The organism is Sphingobium tyrosinilyticum (assembly GCF_042654265.1).
Classification (GTDB): domain Bacteria; phylum Pseudomonadota; class Alphaproteobacteria; order Sphingomonadales; family Sphingomonadaceae; genus Sphingobium; species Sphingobium tyrosinilyticum.
Genome location: NZ_JBHSFZ010000006.1, coordinates 171,231 through 189,010 on the forward strand (window position 1 = coordinate 171,231; position 17,780 = coordinate 189,010).

Annotated in this window: 15 protein-coding genes; 11 read left to right on the forward strand and 4 right to left on the reverse strand. The window is 61.8% G+C overall.

What is annotated here, in order from left to right; translation table 11 throughout:
• The first annotated feature begins 32 nt into the window (after nt 1-32).
• The 8 genes from ACFO3E_RS05225 (at nt 33) to ACFO3E_RS05260 (ending at nt 8,946) form a co-directional block, all read left to right on the forward strand.
• Entirely contained in the window at nt 33-443 is a 411-nt protein-coding gene (locus tag ACFO3E_RS05225) for an endonuclease domain-containing protein (RefSeq protein WP_066524025.1), read from the forward strand.
• Nucleotides 440-2,338, forward strand: coding sequence for a DNA primase (gene dnaG / locus ACFO3E_RS05230; RefSeq protein ID WP_380802909.1), 1,899 nt, complete (start codon nt 440-442; stop codon nt 2,336-2,338). Before ACFO3E_RS05225 ends, dnaG begins: the two co-directional genes overlap by 4 nt.
• Before the next feature lie 37 nt (nt 2,339-2,375).
• Nucleotides 2,376-4,421 (forward strand): RNA polymerase sigma factor RpoD, encoded by a 2,046-nt coding sequence (rpoD, locus tag ACFO3E_RS05235; RefSeq protein ID WP_066524028.1) that lies wholly within the window; start codon nt 2,376-2,378, stop codon nt 4,419-4,421.
• A gap of 141 nt (nt 4,422-4,562) precedes the next feature.
• Nucleotides 4,563-5,243, forward strand: coding sequence for a DUF6975 family protein (locus ACFO3E_RS05240; RefSeq protein WP_066528516.1), 681 nt, complete (start codon nt 4,563-4,565; stop codon nt 5,241-5,243).
• 70 nt (nt 5,244-5,313) lie between these two features.
• Nucleotides 5,314-6,159 (forward strand): AAA family ATPase, encoded by an 846-nt coding sequence (locus ACFO3E_RS05245; RefSeq protein WP_066524029.1) that lies wholly within the window; start codon nt 5,314-5,316, stop codon nt 6,157-6,159.
• A gap of 67 nt (nt 6,160-6,226) precedes the next feature.
• Nucleotides 6,227-6,640 carry a GFA family protein gene (locus ACFO3E_RS05250; protein WP_380802912.1) on the forward strand — a complete coding sequence of 138 codons (414 nt, stop codon included), beginning with the start codon at nt 6,227-6,229 and terminating at the stop codon, nt 6,638-6,640.
• Nucleotides 6,641-6,733: 93 nt separating this feature from the next.
• A complete protein-coding gene (locus tag ACFO3E_RS05255; RefSeq protein ID WP_066528518.1) occupies nt 6,734-7,759 on the forward strand; it encodes a hypothetical protein in 1,026 nt (341 codons plus the stop codon).
• A gap of 269 nt (nt 7,760-8,028) precedes the next feature.
• Complete coding sequence (locus ACFO3E_RS05260) at nt 8,029-8,946, forward strand: DUF817 domain-containing protein (RefSeq protein WP_082919640.1); 918 nt, start codon at nt 8,029-8,031, stop codon at nt 8,944-8,946.
• On the opposite strand, the gene ACFO3E_RS05265 is transcribed toward ACFO3E_RS05260, so the two are convergent.
• On the reverse strand, nt 8,872-10,236 hold the full coding sequence (locus tag ACFO3E_RS05265; protein WP_197486324.1) for a methyl-accepting chemotaxis protein: 1,365 nt from the start codon (nt 10,234-10,236) through the stop codon (nt 8,872-8,874). The genes ACFO3E_RS05260 and ACFO3E_RS05265 overlap by 75 nt on opposite strands.
• A gap of 146 nt (nt 10,237-10,382) precedes the next feature.
• Here ACFO3E_RS05265 and ACFO3E_RS05270 point away from each other — a divergent pair, with 146 nt between their 5' ends.
• Complete coding sequence (locus ACFO3E_RS05270) at nt 10,383-11,558, forward strand: vWA domain-containing protein (RefSeq protein ID WP_066528521.1); 1,176 nt, start codon at nt 10,383-10,385, stop codon at nt 11,556-11,558.
• A gap of 7 nt (nt 11,559-11,565) precedes the next feature.
• On the opposite strand, the gene ACFO3E_RS05275 is transcribed toward ACFO3E_RS05270, so the two are convergent.
• Nucleotides 11,566-12,654, reverse strand: a complete 1,089-nt coding sequence (locus ACFO3E_RS05275; protein WP_066524035.1) for an anhydro-N-acetylmuramic acid kinase — start codon at nt 12,652-12,654, stop codon at nt 11,566-11,568.
• Nucleotides 12,655-12,780: 126 nt separating this feature from the next.
• Between ACFO3E_RS05275 and tyrS the strand changes: the two genes are divergently transcribed.
• Both tyrS and ACFO3E_RS05285 read left to right on the forward strand, forming a co-directional pair.
• Nucleotides 12,781-13,998 (forward strand): tyrosine--tRNA ligase, encoded by a 1,218-nt coding sequence (tyrS, locus tag ACFO3E_RS05280; protein WP_066524037.1) that lies wholly within the window; start codon nt 12,781-12,783, stop codon nt 13,996-13,998.
• A 75-nt stretch (nt 13,999-14,073) separates the two neighbouring features.
• Complete coding sequence (locus ACFO3E_RS05285) at nt 14,074-14,427, forward strand: PilZ domain-containing protein (RefSeq protein WP_380802915.1); 354 nt, start codon at nt 14,074-14,076, stop codon at nt 14,425-14,427.
• Here the strand turns inward: ACFO3E_RS05285 and ACFO3E_RS05290 are convergent.
• The gene (locus tag ACFO3E_RS05290; RefSeq protein WP_066524039.1) at nt 14,393-15,490 is read right to left on the reverse strand and encodes a mechanosensitive ion channel family protein; all 1,098 of its coding nucleotides are present in this window, start codon (nt 15,488-15,490) and stop codon (nt 14,393-14,395) included. The genes ACFO3E_RS05285 and ACFO3E_RS05290 overlap by 35 nt on opposite strands.
• Nucleotides 15,491-15,680: 190 nt before the next feature.
• A complete protein-coding gene (recG, locus tag ACFO3E_RS05295) occupies nt 15,681-17,744 on the reverse strand; it encodes an ATP-dependent DNA helicase RecG (protein WP_380802918.1) in 2,064 nt (687 codons plus the stop codon).
• Between the last annotated feature and the right edge of the window lie 36 nt (nt 17,745-17,780).

A 17,780-nucleotide genomic window follows, 5' to 3' on the forward strand; every position in this document is an offset into this window, starting at 1 on the left:
TGAGGGATCAGGGGAGGGCATGTTCAAGATCAATGGACAAAGGCTATGCCCGCCCTACCCTCCGCGCACGCCCCCTCCGCAACAATGCGACCGATGCGGAGCGCGTTCTGTGGCAAGCGATCAGCGCGCGCAAACTAGCCGGCATTCGGTTTAATCGGCAGGTTCCAGTAGGCCCGTTCATCTGTGATTTCGTAGCACGATCGATCCGGCCCGTGATTGAAGTTGATGGCTGGCAGCATGATGCGTCCGTCGATGCAGGCCGGACAGCGTTTCTAAAGCAACGCGGGTATAGAGTGTTGCGCTTCTGGAATAATGATGTGCTGGGGAATTTGGATGGGGTTGTGGCCGAGATTGAGCGCGTCATTTCCCGGATGATGGCACACATCCCCTCCCCCAACCCCTCCCGCGAGCGGGAGGGGAGCTTTTGTGGTGAGGGGACATGAGCCTTTCCCCCGCCTTCCTTGACGAGCTGCGTATGCGGACATCCCTGTCCACCCTGATCGGGCGGACGGTGAAGGTCACCAAAGCGGGGCGGGAGTATAAGGCTTGCTGTCCTTTTCATAATGAGAAGACGCCCAGCTTCACCATCAATGATGAGAAGGGCTTTTATCATTGCTTCGGCTGCGGAGCGCATGGGGATGCGATCCGGTGGATGACCGATCAGCGCGGCTTGCCGTTCATGGAGGCCGTGAAGGAACTTGCTGCGACGGCGGGAATGGATGTGCCCGCGCCCGATCCGCATATGGCGAAACGGGCGGAGAAGGCGAAGGGCCTGCATGACGTCATGGTGGCAGCGCAAGCCTTGTTCGAAGAGCAGCTTGGCGGGATCGAAGGCGCTGAAGCCCGGGATTACCTGAAGCGGCGCGGGATCAGCGAAGCCACTCGGCGAGCCTTTGGCTTTGGCTATTCCGCGGATTCCAATGGAAAGCTGAAAGGCGCGCTAACCGAGTTTGGCGAGCCTATGCTGATCGAGGCCGGATTGCTGATCGATCCGGATGCGAGCGAGGGTGAAAAGGCGCGAAAGCGCGAAAGCTATGACCGGTTCCGGGGGCGGCTCATGCTGCCGATCCGCGATATTCGGGGGCGAGTGATCGCCTTTGGCGGGCGCATATTGGGCCAGGGCGAACCCAAATATCTGAACTCGCCGGACACGCCGCTCTTCGACAAGGGACGGACGCTTTACAATATCGATCGCGCCTCCCCCGCCAGTCGCCAGAGCGGACGGGTGATCGTGGTCGAGGGCTATATGGACGTGATAGCGCTGGCCCAGGCTGGTTTCGGCGAAGCCGTCGCGCCGCTCGGCACGGCTCTCACCGAGCATCAGATCCAGCGACTGTGGAAGATGGTGGACGTGCCGATCCTTTGCTTCGACGGGGATGCAGCGGGTCAGAAGGCGGCGATCCGGGCGGCGACGCGCGCGCTGCCGCTGCTACGGCCTGGGATGAGCCTGGCTTTTGCGACGCTCCCGGCTGGGCAAGACCCCGACGACCTGATCCGGGCCGAAGGACCGGTAGCGATGGAGAAGGTGTTGAGTGTTGCTGAACCGCTGGTCGAGCGGTTGTGGGCCCATGAACAGAATGCGGTGCCGCTGGATACGCCCGAGCAGCGAGCGGCCTTAAAACAGCGGCTGGGCGCTATCACGGACGCCATCGCGCATCCCGATGTACGGGCGCATTATGTGCAGATATTCCGCCAGCGTTACGATGCCCTGTTCTTTGCGCGGCAAGCTTCGGGCGGCGGCCCCCGGCATCAGCGAGGCGGCGGCGCTCGTCAGGGGTGGCAGCGTGACCGGCGGGGCAATTGGAAGCCTCCCCTGCCCCCGGTTGGCAGCGAAGCGCGGGCGATCGGGGTGAGCGGCATGGAGCAGCGGCTGCTGCGCGCGGTACTCGCAAGCCTGCTGCGCCATCCGGAGCAGATCATGCTGCATCGGGAGATGCTGTCAGCACTGCATATCGGCGATTCGGCCTTGGCCGGACTGCTGCGCGCGATGGTGACGGCTTCCTTCACGCAAGAAACAGTTGAAACCGAGGGCCTCCTTACCATATTGGGCCAAGGTGAAGTGTATAATATGGCGAAGGGGATGCTCCGGGCCGACACGTTCACATTCACCCCCAACAGGATGACCGCCGACTCGGGTCGCGTTTCGCGCGATCTGGAGGAGGCTATCCGGGTGATGGCGCAAGGACCGGAGTTGGAGACGGCGCTGGCGGAAGCCACCAGACGGGCAAAGGAAGACCTCAACGAGGAGACCTTTGCCGAGCAGCAGCGGGTTCATCGGATGAAGATGGATCATGACCGGCGCTTGGCGGAACTGGCGCAGTCCGAAGATATTGTTTGATTCGTCCCAATCGGGACGGCGGAGTTAAGGCGAATAAATGGCGAGCAAGGCGACAGGCAAGGGTGCGGGCGAGGATGTGGATACCGGCGATGCGCCGCTCCTTGATCTGAACGAGGCGTCGGTCAAGAAGCTGATCGCGCGTGCGAAGAAGCGCGGCTACATCACCTATGACGAGCTGAACGACGCCCTGCCGCAGGACCAGATGTCTTCCGAGCAGATTGAGGACATCATGGCCGCGCTCAACGAGATGGGCGTGAACATCGTCGAAAATGAAGAAGCCAGTGAAGATGGCGACGATCAGCGCGACGACAGCGATGACGACGCAGCGGACGACAGCGCCGATGATGACGGTTCGCCTCGCCCCGTAGCCGAGAAGAAGAAAGAAACGGTCGATCGCACCGATGACCCTGTGCGCATGTATCTGCGCGAAATGGGTGCGGTCGAGCTGCTGAGCCGTGAGGGCGAAATCGCCATCGCCAAGCGCATTGAGGCCGGGCGCGACACGATGATTCTGGGCCTGTGCGAAAGCCCGACAACCTTCAACGCGATCATCGAATGGTCGACCGCGCTCAATAATGGCGAGATGCAGCTGCGCGAGATCCTGGATCTCGACGCGATGCTCTCCAAGGATCCGGCTCCGGAGAATCTGGAGGAAGGCGCCGAGGATGATGATGGCGAAATCAGCGAGAAGACCGCTGGGCCCAGCTTCAAGGAAGAGGAGGAGCCCGAGGAAGAGGCGGCCGATTCCGACGAGGATGAGGACGGCCTGACCGAGCGCCGGACCCGCCGGGTGGAAGAGGAAGAGGAAGAAGACAACACCCTCTCCCTCGCCCAGATGGAAGAGACCCTGAAGCCGATGGCGCTGGAGAAATTCGCGACCATCACGGAGATTTTCCGCACCTTCTCGCGCGCGCAGGAATCGCGCATGGCGGCCATGGCCAATGGCGAGGCGCTAAGCCAAGCGGCGGAGGACGACTATCAGGACCTGCGCGAGCAGCTGACCGCGGAAGTCGAAAGCGTTCAGTTCCACCAGCAGAAGATCGAATATCTGGTCGATCAGCTTTATGCCTATAACCGGCGCCTGACCGCGCTGGGCGGCCAGATGCTGCGCCTGGCCGAGCGGCACAAGGTGAGCCGCAAGGATTTCCTCGACCGCTATGTGAACCATGAACTGGACGATGGCTGGATGGACAAGGTGTCCGGCATCGACAAGAAATGGGCGGCCTTTGCCGCAGCCGAGGCACGCGCCGTCGAGCGCATCCGCAATGAGGTGAGCGAGATCGCGCAGGCGACCGGCATGTCGCTGAATGAATTCCGCCGCATCGTCAACATGGTGCAAAAGGGCGAGCGCGAGGCGCGCATCGCGAAGAAGGAAATGGTCGAGGCGAACCTGCGCCTGGTCATCTCCATCGCTAAAAAATATACGAACCGTGGCTTGCAATTCCTTGATCTTATTCAGGAAGGCAATATCGGCCTGATGAAGGCTGTCGATAAGTTCGAATATCGGCGCGGCTATAAATTCTCGACCTATGCGACCTGGTGGATCCGGCAGGCGATCACCCGTTCGATTGCGGATCAGGCGCGGACCATCCGCATTCCGGTCCATATGATCGAGACGATCAACAAGCTGGTGCGCACCAGCCGCCAGTTCCTGCACGAGCAGGGCCGCGAGCCGACTCCGGAGGAAATGGCCGAGCGCCTTTCCATGCCGCTGGAGAAGGTGCGCAAGGTGATGAAGATCGCCAAGGAGCCGATCTCCCTCGAAACGCCGATCGGCGATGAGGAGGATTCACATCTGGGCGATTTCATCGAGGACAAGAATGCGATCATCCCGGTGGATGCCGCGATCCAAGCGAACCTCAAGGAAACCGTGACGCGGGTTCTGGCTTCGCTGACACCGCGCGAGGAACGTGTGCTGCGCATGCGCTTCGGCATCGGCATGAACACCGACCATACGCTGGAGGAGGTGGGCCAGCAGTTCAGCGTGACGCGCGAACGTATCCGCCAGATCGAGGCAAAGGCTCTGCGCAAGCTGAAGCATCCGAGCCGCAGCCGCAAGATGCGCAGCTTCCTGGACCAATAGGGGCTCTGGCGCGGCGAAACGATAGGGAGGACGGCTTTCGGGCCGCCATTTTTTTTGAGCGCATAAACCCCTCTTTTACCTCGCTTCCCTATAGTGCGCAAAACGGCCGCAATGGCGCTGGCGGCCGCGCAGGGGTTGACGATGAACGAAGCAGCAGCACGCCTGGGGACAGGCGACATATCTCAGGTGATCGAGGCGCTTGTCGCAGCCGACGGGACGGATGGTCATGCCCATGCCAGCAGCGCGCGGGCGGGGATCGGCCGCGACGCAGTGTTGACGCTGGCAGATCTGGCCGATGCCGCGCACTATCTTTGCCTGCTGCATGGCCGCCATCCTGGCGTGATCGATCATGCCGCGACGCGATCGGCAGACAATGGGGCTAGGGCGTGGCTAGTGCAGGCTGCTGACGCCTTTGCGCGGGAGCGGGCGTATTTGACGCAAGTGACAGTGGCGGTGGGGCCGGTGCCCAGCACAGCCGGGCAAAGTGATTGCGAGGCGATTGTCAGTCAGCAGCGCCATGCGCTGGACATGCTGGCGCAATCGGACCGACGAGGCTGCGCGATGGGCGCTGCGATCGCGCTGTTGCTGGACTGGCGAGCGGTGCGCCACATATTGGAAATGGCGGGGATCCGCGTTGGGGTGGAACCCCACGCATGCGACCTGCCCGATCGGGCCGCGACCTTCAATGTCGCGCGCGCCATCGGCGGAGACGATGCGACGGATCGAGCGATCCAGTTCGGTGCGCGCCAGTTGCTGAGCCAGCAGCGCGGCTTGTGGGACCTGTTGCAGGCGCGGGCCGAAATAAGGCGGCAGAAGCGATAGGAATAAACGCATTGCGGCGCTGGTTCGCTTTCCCTAGGTCGAAGACAGGACAGGAAAGCGAAGCAGGCTCATGCGGTTTGAAGGTACGGAAGATTATGTCGCAACCGACGACCTGAAGGTCGCGGTCAACGCTGCGGTGCTGCTGCGCCGCCCGCTGCTGGTGAAGGGTGAGCCGGGCACCGGCAAGACGGTGCTGGCGCAGGAAATCGCCAAGGCGCTCAATGCTCCGCTGATCGAATGGAACGTCAAATCGACGACGAAGGCGCATCAAGGGCTGTATGAATATGACGCGGTGGCGCGCCTGCGCGACGGGCAACTGGGCGACCCGCGGGTTCATGAGATCAGCAATTATATCCGCAAAGGCAAGCTGTGGGAGGCGTTCACCTCCCCTACCCTGCCGGTCCTGCTGATCGACGAGATCGACAAGGCGGATATCGAGTTCCCCAACGACCTATTGCAGGAACTCGATCGCATGGCGTTTCATGTTTATGAGACGGGTGAGACGGTCGCGGCCCAGGAAAGGCCTGTGGTTGTCATCACGTCGAACAATGAGAAGGAATTGCCCGACGCGTTCCTGCGGCGCTGCTTCTTCCATTATATCAAGTTTCCTGACCGGGAGACGATGCAGGCGATCATCGATGTGCATTTCCCAGGCATCCAGAAGATATTGGTGAACCGCGCGCTCGAGATTTTCTACGAGATCCGGGATGTGCCGGGGCTCAAGAAAAAGCCGTCTACGAGCGAATTGTTGGACTGGTTGAAGCTGCTGCTCAACGAGGACATGCCGCTTGACGTTCTGCAGGAGCGTGATCCGACAAAGGCCATCCCGCCGCTGCATGGTGCGCTGCTGAAGAATGAGCAGGACATCATGATGTTCGAGCGGCTGGCCTTTATGGCTCGGCGGCAGGGGCGTTAGTTTGTAACCTGCCCCCTCCCCTAGCCCCTCGCGCCAGCGGGAGGGGAAGCTGGAAGGAGAATTTTCGATGACCCATCAAGCCGGATGCCTGTGCGGGGCGGTGGGGATCGGCATTGAGGCCGAGCCGCTGGCGGCGCGGATGTGCTGGTGCAGGCTGTGCCAATATCTGGGCGGCGGATCGGCAACGGTCAATGTCTGCTTCCCTGCCGAGAACGTGCAGACGCAAGGCGAGGTGCGGTGGCATGAGAGCGTTGCCGACAGTGGCAACCGTATGCGGCGCGGTTTCTGCCTGGAATGCGGGACGCCGCTGTTCAGCATCGCCGAATCGCGGCCCCATCTTATATTCATACGAGCAGGCGCGCTGGACGATCCCGGCCTGATTGGACCAGAGGCGGTTATCTGGACCAGCGCCGCACCCGATTGGGCGCATCTGGACCCGAACCTGCCCCATTATCCGGCGCAAATTCCGCCGGTCGCGTAAAAGCAGGCTTGCCTACTGCCTGCAATTCGGCTCAACTTTCCTGACATATATTTCAAAGCCGCGACAAGACGGCGTGAAATGGGAAGGATGCCGATGTTCAAGCCTGTCTTGTCCCTGTTGCCGGTTCTGCTGATCGCGTCAGCGCCCGCGCTGGCCGATGCTGTCGAAGAGCATGAAGCCTGGTCGGCCAGCGACACGAGCCTGCGTGCTGACGCCGCGGGTATCAGCCTGCCGCAAACGATCGCGGGGCTGTCGCTCGCGAAGAGCGGTGAGGTTTCCAACGGCGGCAAGGGCATCGACAATTACGCGCAATATCTGTCCGAAGACGGAGCGATCCAAGCGACGGTCTATGTTTATTTACCGAGCTATGCCGACAGTTCGCTCGCGGCGCATATGACGGATCGCGCCATCATGGAGCGGTTCGGCACGAAAACCCGCCGCACCGCTTATGCAAGCGCGCCACTCGCCGGCCAGACGGGTCGAGCAATCCGAGCGGTTTATGAAGACGCCGCCGATGGCGCCCTGACCACGGCGGCTGGTTTCGCTCATGCCGGACGCTGGCTGGTGAAGCTGCGCGTTACCGGCCCTACGGAACGGCGCAAAGAAGTCCTGGCAGGATTGGACAGCATGCTGAACGGGCTACGTTTCGATGATCCGGGCAGCGTAAAGCCGATAGCCCCAGCCCGTTTCGCGGCTTGCCCGACGCAGGACGGGACGGACGCAAAGCTTACCGCTCAGGCGCCCGCGGCTGCCGCGGATGCTGCTCCTCTGATCGAGGGGCGCGCTTCTTTCTGCATTCGCGGGCAGGTGCGGACGGCGGAAGGCAGCTACGACGTGCTGCAACAGCGCGATGTGGCGAATGGCGCGGTGATCGTTCCGGTCGATGATGCCGGGACCGTGATGACCTTCGATCCCGCGGCGGCGGGCAAGGGTTATCAGCTATCGATCCATTCGATCGGCCAGACGCAGCTTTTCGGGGTTTATGATCGGGTGCCGAGTTCACGCCAGATAGCTGAGATACTGGGTGGCAAGGATCCGCAAACAGCCCAGGCGCGGACGACCGCGCATTATGCCGCCAGTGGTGAAGTTATCATGCGGCATGCTGGGGCGGCGCAGTAAGGGATAGTTCCCGACCCTTCGACGTAGTTCAGGGCAGCTTTACTCCGAGCGAAAGCTGGCGGGCGGGCGGGTGCCATTGCCGTTCCGGCTTCATTTTGGCTATGGCATCCCCGGTCATTTGCGTCGTTTCTCATCTCCATGAACTTGTCGAAGGGCGTTCTTTTCTTCAGGTGAATGAAGGGTCGTTCGACCTACCTGCTTGCAGCAGGCGCTCAGGACAGGCTTTGCCAGGCTCAGCCCGAACCGGGGAGATGGTTTTGGAACCCGCCATGATCGACCACGCCAACGCCACACGGTTTGGGCGGGTTCGCACACATTTGGAGGCAGTGCGGATCGCAGCCGGGCTGCGGGCTTGGCTCTATGAATTTCTACTGTTCGGGTTCAAGCAGGGCTGGGCCTGCCTGTTCGGCGCCCTGATGCTGGCGCTGCTGCTCGGCACTCATCTTTTCTACCCGGCAGATGCACCGCTGCACCGATATGATTTCCTGACGCTGGCGGCGGTCCTCATTCAGCTTACGATGCTGGCGTTGCGCCTGGAAACGCCCCGTGAGGCGATTGTCATTTGCGCCTTTCACCTGATCGGCACGGTTATGGAACTGTTTAAAACGCAGGCGGGATCATGGATTTATCCGGAACAGAGCCTGCTGCATGTAGGCGCAGTGCCTCTATTTTCCGGCTTCATGTATGCGGCGGTCGGCAGCTATATCGCGCGCATCTGGCGCATCTTCAGCTTTTCCTTCAGCGGCTATCCGCCCATGTGGACGACCGCCCTCCTGGCTGGGGCGATCTATGTCAATTTCTTCGCCCATCACTGGTTGCCCGATGTCAGGATCGCCCTGTTCACCGCCGCCATAGCAATATTCTGGCGCAGCTGGATTTGGTTCACGCCCTGGTATGAGGTACGGCGCATGCCTTTGCTGTTGGGTTTTCTGCTGGTCGCGCTCTTCATCTGGTTTGCGGAGAATATCGGGACGTTCGCCAACGCCTGGAATTATCCCGATCAGCACCATGGGTGGCAGATGGTGAGCCTGCCCAAGCTCGGCTCCTGGTATCTGCTGATCATCATATCCTTTGTGCTGGTGTCGTTGATCCATGGGATCAGGCGTATGAGATCAGATGAGATAGCCGACCTCATACAGACCCCAGCGGCGTCCGTTGAACAGCAAGGGCACGAAAACGCTGCGTAGTGCGCGATAGCGGCCCTCCCCCAGATCCTGCCGGTAGGTGAAGAGGAAGAAGTCGCCGTCCCCGTCCAGGGCGCGGCGGGTCTGGCTGTCCATGAAAATCTGCCGGTTACGGGCATGTTCCATGTTCCAGTTACGTGCGCCCTCACGCTGAGGGTGGCTGCGCGCGGTGATGTGCGTCGGAAGATAACCGTTCATGTCGATAAGGCAGCAGCCGACGATCGCTTCATCCTGCGCCGTGCGCCGGTCCAGCACCGGCCGAACAGCACGATCCGCAAAAGCCGTGAGGCCATTTTCATATTGCGGCGGATCTGACGCCAGGATCGGGCGATAATTAGCGTCAAACAGGGCTGAGGGAGACAATTCGCCTGATTGCAGCGCAGCTTCGATCAGGCGCGAAATCTCTTCCGCGCCTTCTTCCGCATAAGCGATATAGCGGCTGTTGCGCGTGCGATGGCCGCCATGGGCGGCGGTGTTGAGCATGTCGTTCGCCATGCCTTCGAGCTGTTCGAGCTGCACCTTCGCCACTTCGACCCGGCCGGCGCTTTCGGCGGCGGACTGGCTGAAGCTGGTAAGGCCCTGGCGCAGCGCCCCGACATCGGCGTCGGCTTCGTCGGTGCAGGTGACGATCGCATTGGACCGATCGCCAAATTGGGTCACCAGGGACGCGATTTCGGCCATGGTGACGCTCAACGTGTCGATATGCGCGCTGACGTGGCGACCGCGCACGATATTGGCTTCGACGCCGCTGATGAGGTGGCGAGCGTCCCGATCGAGCTGGCCAAGCTTGTCGCCGACCGACGCCGCCGAATCGCCCGCCTGCCCCGCGAGACGGCGGATTTCGTCTGCGACTACGGCAAATCCTTGCGTTGCTTCTCCGCCGCGAGCCGCCTCGATGGCGGCATTTACCCCGAGGAGCCGGGTCTGGCGGGCAATGGCGCCGAGCTGATCGGAGATGCCCCCTACTGCTTCGATGACATCGAGAAACTGGCGGAGGCGGCCCTCCAACCCCGTGACATGTTCGACCAGCCCGGCGACCTGCGCCAGAGATTGGGTGATCGCCTCATGCCCCTCGGCGATGATGCGGGCCGCACGGCGGGAGGTGAGGCTAAGCTCCTGTGCAGCGACGACACTTTCATTCTGACTGCCTGCGAGGGCCTCCATGTTGGATTGGAGTTGGCTGAGCAGTACCGAGTCGGCCTGAATGCGGCGCGTCAATTCTCCCAAGAAGCCAGCAGTTTCGCTGCACTGCAGCGCTATGTCCCCCGACCGCTCGCCCAAGTCCGTCAACAAATGCCCGTTTTCCAATGGTTGTTCGCCCCCACGACCCGTCATGGATACTGCCCTATTAACGATGCAATGCAACACTTAACATTCCCTCAACCAAGCGGAGGGTGGGTCTTGCATCCGCAACCCTGCTGGCGGAGAAGGACGCCGTCATGATGTTAAATTTCCTTGATGCGCTCCGCGCGGCCGGCATCCCGGTCGGCATAAAGGAGCATCTGCTGCTGCTGGAAGCGCTGGACCGCGATGTGATTGGGCAGCGGCCGGAGGAATTCTATTATCTCGCCCGCGCGACCTATGTGAAGGATGAGGGTCTGATCGATCGCTTTGATCAGGTCTTTGCGAAGGTCTTCAAGGGCGTGCTTGGCGCGGAGGGCGTTGAGGCAGAAATTCCGGAGGAATGGCTGCGCCTGGTCGCCGAGAAATATCTGAGCGCCGAGGAGATGGAAAAGATCAAGTCCTTGGGCAGCTGGGACGAGATCATGGAGACGCTAAAAAAGCGGCTGGAGGAGCAGAAAGGCCGTCATCAGGGCGGCAACAAGTGGATCGGGACCGGCGGGACGTCGCCCTTTGGTTATGGCGGCTATAATCCGGAGGGCGTTCGGATCGGCGGCGAGAGTCGGCACAAGCGCGCGATCAAGGTGTGGGAAAAGCGTGAGTTCCAGAATCTGGACAGCAGCAAGGAGTTGGGCACGCGAAACATCAAGGTGGCGTTGCGGCGGCTGCGACGCTTTGCGCGGGAGGGCGCGGCGGAGGAGCTTGACCTGGAGGGCACCATTCGCGGCACCGCGCGGCAGGGCTGGCTGGATATCCGCATGCGGCCGGAGCGGCACAATGCGGTCAAGCTGCTGCTGTTCCTCGACGTGGGCGGATCGATGGACCCGTTTATCCGGCTATGCGAAGAGCTGTTTTCAGCGGCCACCAGCGAATTCAAGAATATGGAGTTCTTCTACTTCCACAACTGCCTCTATGAAGGGGTGTGGAAGGATAATAACCGCCGCTTTTCAGAGCGCATTCCTACCTGGGACATCCTGCACAAATATGGGCATGATTATAAGGTGATCTTTGTCGGGGACGCGGCGATGAGCCCCTATGAGATCAGCTATCCGGGCGGATCGGTCGAGCATATGAATGAGGAGCCCGGCGCTGTCTGGATGAGCCGCGTGCTGCATACCTATCCCGCGACGGTGTGGCTGAACCCCACGCCGCGCTCGCACTGGGATTACAGCCAGTCCACGCGCATGATCCGGGAAATCATGAGCGAGCGCATGTATCCGCTGACGCTGGAAGGCATTGACGACGGGATGCGCGAGTTGACGCGGAAGCGGTGATCCTGTCTCAGGCCGGTGGGTACAGGACACCGCCAGTCATCGGCTGCGGCGCGCCAGTGGTGCCGGGGAAACTGATAGGCAGCCCTTTCAAATGACGGACGGCCATATAGGCGAAGCCCTGCGCTTCCAGGGCGTCGCCGTCCCATCCGAGATCATCGACGGGGAGGACCGTTGCGCCCGTGTAGCTGGCGAGCATAGCCATGAGCGTGGCGTTATGGCGGCCGCCGCCGGCTACGTAAATGTGGGCCGGGCGTTGAGGCAGATGATCGAGGCCGCGAGCGAGGGCCCTCGCGGTGAAGGCGGTTAGGGTTGCGGCCCCGTCTTCCAGTGAAAGGCCGCTGACGGCGTCGATCGAGAAAGCCTCACGATCGATGCTTTTCGGCGGCGGGAGCTCGAACCAGGGGTCGGCGAGCATCTGATCGAGGCGGGCTTCATCGATGCGGCCGGTTCCGGCGGTTTCGCCATTTTCGTCGAAGCTGCGGTCGCTGTGGGTCTGCATCCAATTGTCTATGAGGCCGCTCGCCATACCGGTGTCGAAGGCGGTGATGTCGCCATCGGCTGCGATGGCGGTGATGTTGGCGACACCGCCCAGGTTTAGGACGGCGACCGGCTTGGGCAGGTCATGAGCGAGAGCGCGGTGATAGACCGGGAGCAGAGGAGCGCCCTGCCCCCCTGCAGCTACGTCGGCGCTGCGCAGGTCGCTCACTACTGGAATGCCGAAGGCTCCGGCCAGGGCAGCGCCGTCGCCGATCTGCCAGGTCCAGCGCCATTCGGGACGATGTGCGACAGTGTGGCCGTGGAAACCGATGACCGCGATGTCCTCTGCGATATGGCCGCTGCGCGCGAGCAGATCGGACACGGCCTCCACATGCAATTCGGTGAGTTCTTCTTCCACCGAATGGAGCAGCGGTTCGAAGCCCGGCTTGTCCATGGCCATGGCCCGCCGACAGGCTTCGGCAAGGCGAACACGGAACCCTTCCTGATAGGGCATCGCGTGGAAGCTGATCGCTTTGTTGACGCCCTCGCCGTCCGTTTCGATCAATGCCGCGTCTATGCCGTCGCGCGAAGTGCCCGACATGAGGCCGATTGCCAGCATTGTTCCTTCCTTCCGTTGGGGCTGTGCTTCTTTCGTCTTTAAAGAAGTGGAGGGCTTCGACAAGCTCAGCCCGAGCGGAGGAGGGACTTTCCCGGCCCGCGACGCAATGCTAGAGGGCGCGGCATTATGACCAATTACCAGTCCGATCTGCTCCGTCTACTCGAAACGCGCGGCTACATCCATCAGCTGACCGATGCGGAGGGGCTCGATGCCCTGGCCGCCAAGCAGATCGTGCCGGGCTATATCGGTTTTGATCCCACAGCGCCTTCGCTGCATGTCGGGCATCTGGTGTCTATCATGATGCTGCGGCTACTGCAGAAGGCAGGACACAAGCCGATCGTCCTGATGGGCGGCGGCACCGGAAAGATTGGCGATCCGAGCTTCAAGGACGAAGCGCGCAAACTGCTGACCACCGACCTGATCGCGGAGAATGTCGCGAGCATCAAGCGCGTGTTCGAGCGGTTCCTGACCTTTGGAGACGGGCCGACCGACGCGATCATGCTTGATAATGCGGAGTGGCTCGACCGCCTGGAATATATCCCTTTCCTGCGGGACATCGGCCAGCATTTCTCGGTCAACCGGATGCTAAGCTTCGATTCGGTGAAGCTGCGGCTGGACCGGGAACAGTCGCTGAGCTTCCTCGAGTTCAATTACATGATCCTCCAGGCCTATGACTTTCTGGAGCTTTCGCGACGGTCGGCTTGCCGGTTGCAGATGGGCGGATCGGATCAGTGGGGCAATATCGTCAATGGCGTCGAACTGGCGCGGCGGGTTGATGGCACGCAGGTATTTGGCCTCACCACCCCGCTGCTGACCAACGCGGACGGCACCAAGATGGGCAAGACCGTGGGCGGTGCGGTGTGGCTGAACGAAGATCAGCTTTCCAACTACGACTATTGGCAGTTCTGGCGGAACACGGCGGATGCCGACGTGGCGAACCGCCTGCGGCTGTTCACCGATCTGCCGATGGACGAGGTGGAGCGGCTTGCTGCGTTGCACGGCGCGGAGATTAACGAGGCGAAGAAGATCCTGGCCAATGAGGCGACGGCGCTTTGCCGTGGCCCCGAGGCTGCTACTCTGGCGGCCGAGACGGCACGTAAGACGTTCGAGGAAGGCGCTTCCGACGCCAACCTGCCGACCATCAGCCTCGGCGCCGACGGGCTCAACATCGTTCAGGGCACAACCGCGCTCGGCTTTGCGGCATCCAACAAGGAAGTGCGGCGCAAACTTGCCGAAGGCGCGATTCGCGTGAATGGCGAAGTGGTGAGCGACCCCGCCCTGACGCTGAAGCCCGGTGACAAGCTGAGCTTCGGCGCAAAGAAACATGGGTTAGTAACTGCTTGAAATTATAGAGAGTTAAAGCGGCATTAGGCATGTCCGGCAAGGAAGGGGCGACTGTCCCGGACTTAAGCTTCGGACATGTCTTCGGTGCTCGCAAGCCTCGCCCAGGTCGCCCGTTTACGGGATCCTTCGATTAATCAGCGGCGCGCTCAGCGCGTGCTGGTCGATATGGTCAGCCATATCATGGCGCGAGGCCGAACCCATCGCGTCCGCGTCATCAATATTTCCGAACTGGGGCTGATGTGCCGCACCGATGCCGAGGTGTTCATCGGCGAGCGCGTTTCCGTGTGGCTACCGGTGATCAAGGATGTGGAGGCGGAGGTCCGCTGGGCCGAGGATGGCCGGGTCGGCATGGAATTTCGCGAACCCATCAAGCCGCGCATCTATGAGGCGATGCTTAGCCTGATCCCACCGCGCCAGACGGCCTGGTAAAGGCGTCCGCGAATCCCTCTGCCGCTTCGAGCCGCTGGCGTGAGCGCACCAGCGCTTCCGGCATTTCGGCGCGTAGAAAGAGCATCATCGCTTCGCGAACCTCACATCGCAGATCGAAGGCGAGGCCCGCATTGCGGGCGCTGAGCAGTCCCCTCAGTTCCAGCGCGTCGGCCCGATGATCGGTGACCTGCAAGATTGCGACGCGGCCATCCCAACGGCTGTTCGCCTTCACCGCTTCGACGAACTTCGCACGGATGCGTTCCACATCCGCTGACGGATCGACATAGAGGAAGACGGTGCCGAGCAGGTCGGACGTTCGGGTCGTCCAATTTTGGAAGGGCTTTTCTAGAAAATAGGAAACGGGGACGATCATCCGGCGATCGTCCCAGATGCGCACCACGACATAGGTGAGCTTGATATCTTCGATACGGCCCCACTCACCCTCCACGATGACGACATCATCGAGGCGGATGGGCTCGGAAAAAGCCATCTGGATGCCCGCGATGAGATTCTTGAGCGCGGGCTGAGCGGCGGCGCCTACGGCAAGTCCCACAAGACCCGCCGAAGCCATGAGAGTTACGCCCACCGTGCGGACGCCGGGGATCGCGATCAGCATGAGCGACAGGATCAGGAAGCCGATGATGAACTGCACCACTCGGTAGAGGATGCGGATGCGGGTATGTTGGCGACGGGCCTTGAGATTGTCTTCAACCGTGATGTCGCTGCGGCGTTCGAGAAGAACACGCATTACGCGCATGAGGGAGAAAATCAGCCAACCGGTGAGCAGGATGAACAGCATCTTCGAGGAGATCGACCAGATCGCCTCTATCCGCGGACTGAAGGTGAGTGGTTGAATCCCCGCAGCGAGCGTCATCAGGACGACGATCCAGCGGGTCGGATGATAGATGGCGGGCAGGATAATCGGCGCGATGCCGATGCGGCGAGCTACGCGGGTCGCGATCCAATATACCAGCCAGTGGAGCAGGAAGGCGGCGGCGACCGAAATGGCGATGGACATGGCCGCCATGGGGGTGACGTGATCGAGGCTGATGTCTGTGCGCATGACTTTGGCAACGAGGCGGCATGCGGGATGGTTTCGCAGGCATCTGTCGGTTTGGATGAGCCGTGCGTGGGGAACGTTGTCACCCTCCGCCTTACTGTCATTCCAAAGCTGGGATCTAAGTCATCCTCCCATCTCACCTCCCGAAATGCCAGCTTTCGCTGGCATGACGCGTAGAGTGGAGATGATCGGCTTATCCGCTGCGGAGCAGACCTACCGCTGCATCTCGTTCGAAAAGATAGAGGCACGTTCGAGCCGCTTCCCCCCTCGCCTCCGTGAGGCCGCCGTCGCGGTCGATGAGGAGGTGAGCGTCGTCCCGCGCCGCGTCGAGCAGGGTGGAGAGATGTTCCGGCGTGGCGATCTTCAACTGCTGCTCACCGGATTGGCGGGTGCCGAGGATTTCGCCGGCACCGCGCAGGCGCAGATCCTCTTCGGCTATGCGGAAGCCGTCATTGGTTTCGCGCATCAGGGCAAGACGCGCGCGCGAGGTTTCGGACAGGGCATTGCCGCGTAGCAAGAGGCAGACCGAATGGTTCTGGCCGCGCCCTACCCGGCCCCTTAGCTGGTGGAGCTGAGCTAGGCCGAAGCGGTCGGCGCCTTCGATAATGATGAGGCTGGAATTGGGCACATCGACGCCGACTTCGATCACGGTCGTGGCGACAAGGATCTGCGTCCGGTTGGTGGCGAAAGACTCCATCGCGGCGTCTTTTTCCGGGCCTTTCATGCGGCCGTGTACGAGACCGACGCGGTCGCCAAAGCGCATCTTGAGGTATTCGGCGCGCGCTTCGGCAGCAGCCTGGTCGCTGACTTCGCTTTCCTCCACCAGCGGGCAGACCCAATAGGCCTGACCGCCGCCCTCGACATGGCGGGCGAGTGCATCGACAACCTCATCCAGACGGTTGGCGGACATGACGACCGTCTGGATGGGCTGGCGGCCGGGGGGCATCTCGTCAAGGCGGGAAACGTCCATTTCGCCATAATAGGTGAGCGTCAGCGTGCGCGGGATTGGCGTTGCGGTCATTACCAGCAGATGAGGCGTGCGCTCGGCCTTGGCCGCCAGCATCATGCGCTGGGCGACACCGAAGCGATGTTGCTCGTCGATCACCGCGAGGGCGAGATTTTTGTAGCGGACGGCTTCCTGAAAGATGGCGTGGGTGCCGACGAGAATGTCGATGCTGCCGTCGGCGAGGCCCATAAGGGTGGATTCGCGCGCTCTGCCCTTTTCGCGGCCGGTAAGGATGGCGATGGTGACCGGCAGGCCGGAAGCCATCTTGCGAAGGGTTTCGTAGTGCTGGCGGGCAAGGATTTCGGTGGGCGCCAGAAGTGCACCTTGAGCGCCCGCCTCGACCGTGTTGAGGAGCGCCATCAGGGCAACGAGCGTCTTGCCCGAGCCGACATCGCCTTGGAGAAGGCGGAGCATGGGGACGGGTTGGACCATGTCGCCTTCAATCTCTCCGAAGGCGCGGCGCTGAGCGCCTGTCGGGGCGAAGGGAAGCTGGAGCATGGCGCGAAGGCGGCCGTCTCCGGCGATAGGGACGCCCTTGCGCTTGCGGGAGGATTGGCGAACCAGCATCAGTGCGAGTTGGCCGGCGAAGATCTCGTCATAGGCGAGGCGTTCGCGCGCCTTGGCATCGCTGGGGTCAGCGTGGATGCGGGTTAACGCGTCGCGCCATGCGGGCCAGCCTTTCCGCGCGAGCAGGCTAGGCTCAATCCATTCGGGAAGGTCGGGGGCGCGGGCGAGCGCCTGAGCAACGAGGTCGCGCAGGCGGTTGTTGGTGAGACCTTCGGAAAGGCCATAGACCGGCTCACGCGCGGGGATGGTGGCGGCTTCCTCCGGGGGCAAGACATAGTCGGGATGCACGATCTGGAGATTGTCGCCATAGGCCTCCAGCTTGCCGGAGATAAATTTGGGTTCGTTTAGCGGCAGCAGCTTGCGTGGCCAGGCGCTGTTGCGACCGAAATAGACCAGCGCGACGATGTTGCCGTGCTTGTCCTGCGCGATGACCCGGAAGGGCGCACGGGCGCTGCCGGAGGCTCGATAGTCGGTGGGCGTCAATTCTATTCCGATAACGCGGCCGGAGTCGCTCAGCACCAGCTCGTCGACCATGCGGCGGTCGATGAAGCTGACCGGCAGGTGGAAGGCGACGTCCACGGCGCGGGCCAGCCCCAGCCGCTCCAACGGTTTGGCGAGCGCAGGGCCTACGCCCTTGAGCGCTTCGATTTCGGTGAAGAGTGGGTTGAGGATATTCGGGCGCATGTCTATCTGACGGCATCTAGCCCAGCCGGGACGATG

Coding starts and splice junctions, on each gene's coding strand:
- ACFO3E_RS05225 (WP_066524025.1), top strand. CDS start 33: ATGGACAAAGGCTATGCCCGCCCTACCCTCCGCGCACGCCCCCTCCGC.
- dnaG (WP_380802909.1), top strand. CDS start 440: ATGAGCCTTTCCCCCGCCTTCCTTGACGAGCTGCGTATGCGGACATCC.
- rpoD (WP_066524028.1), top strand. CDS start 2,376: ATGGCGAGCAAGGCGACAGGCAAGGGTGCGGGCGAGGATGTGGATACC.
- ACFO3E_RS05240 (WP_066528516.1), top strand. CDS start 4,563: ATGAACGAAGCAGCAGCACGCCTGGGGACAGGCGACATATCTCAGGTG.
- ACFO3E_RS05245 (WP_066524029.1), top strand. CDS start 5,314: ATGCGGTTTGAAGGTACGGAAGATTATGTCGCAACCGACGACCTGAAG.
- ACFO3E_RS05250 (WP_380802912.1), top strand. CDS start 6,227: ATGACCCATCAAGCCGGATGCCTGTGCGGGGCGGTGGGGATCGGCATT.
- ACFO3E_RS05255 (WP_066528518.1), top strand. CDS start 6,734: ATGTTCAAGCCTGTCTTGTCCCTGTTGCCGGTTCTGCTGATCGCGTCA.
- ACFO3E_RS05260 (WP_082919640.1), top strand. CDS start 8,029: ATGATCGACCACGCCAACGCCACACGGTTTGGGCGGGTTCGCACACAT.
- ACFO3E_RS05270 (WP_066528521.1), top strand. CDS start 10,383: ATGATGTTAAATTTCCTTGATGCGCTCCGCGCGGCCGGCATCCCGGTC.
- ACFO3E_RS05275 (WP_066524035.1), bottom strand. CDS start 12,654: ATGCTGGCAATCGGCCTCATGTCGGGCACTTCGCGCGACGGCATAGAC.
- tyrS (WP_066524037.1), top strand. CDS start 12,781: ATGACCAATTACCAGTCCGATCTGCTCCGTCTACTCGAAACGCGCGGC.
- ACFO3E_RS05285 (WP_380802915.1), top strand. CDS start 14,074: ATGTCTTCGGTGCTCGCAAGCCTCGCCCAGGTCGCCCGTTTACGGGAT.
- ACFO3E_RS05290 (WP_066524039.1), bottom strand. CDS start 15,490: ATGCGCACAGACATCAGCCTCGATCACGTCACCCCCATGGCGGCCATG.
- recG (WP_380802918.1), bottom strand. CDS start 17,744: ATGCGCCCGAATATCCTCAACCCACTCTTCACCGAAATCGAAGCGCTC.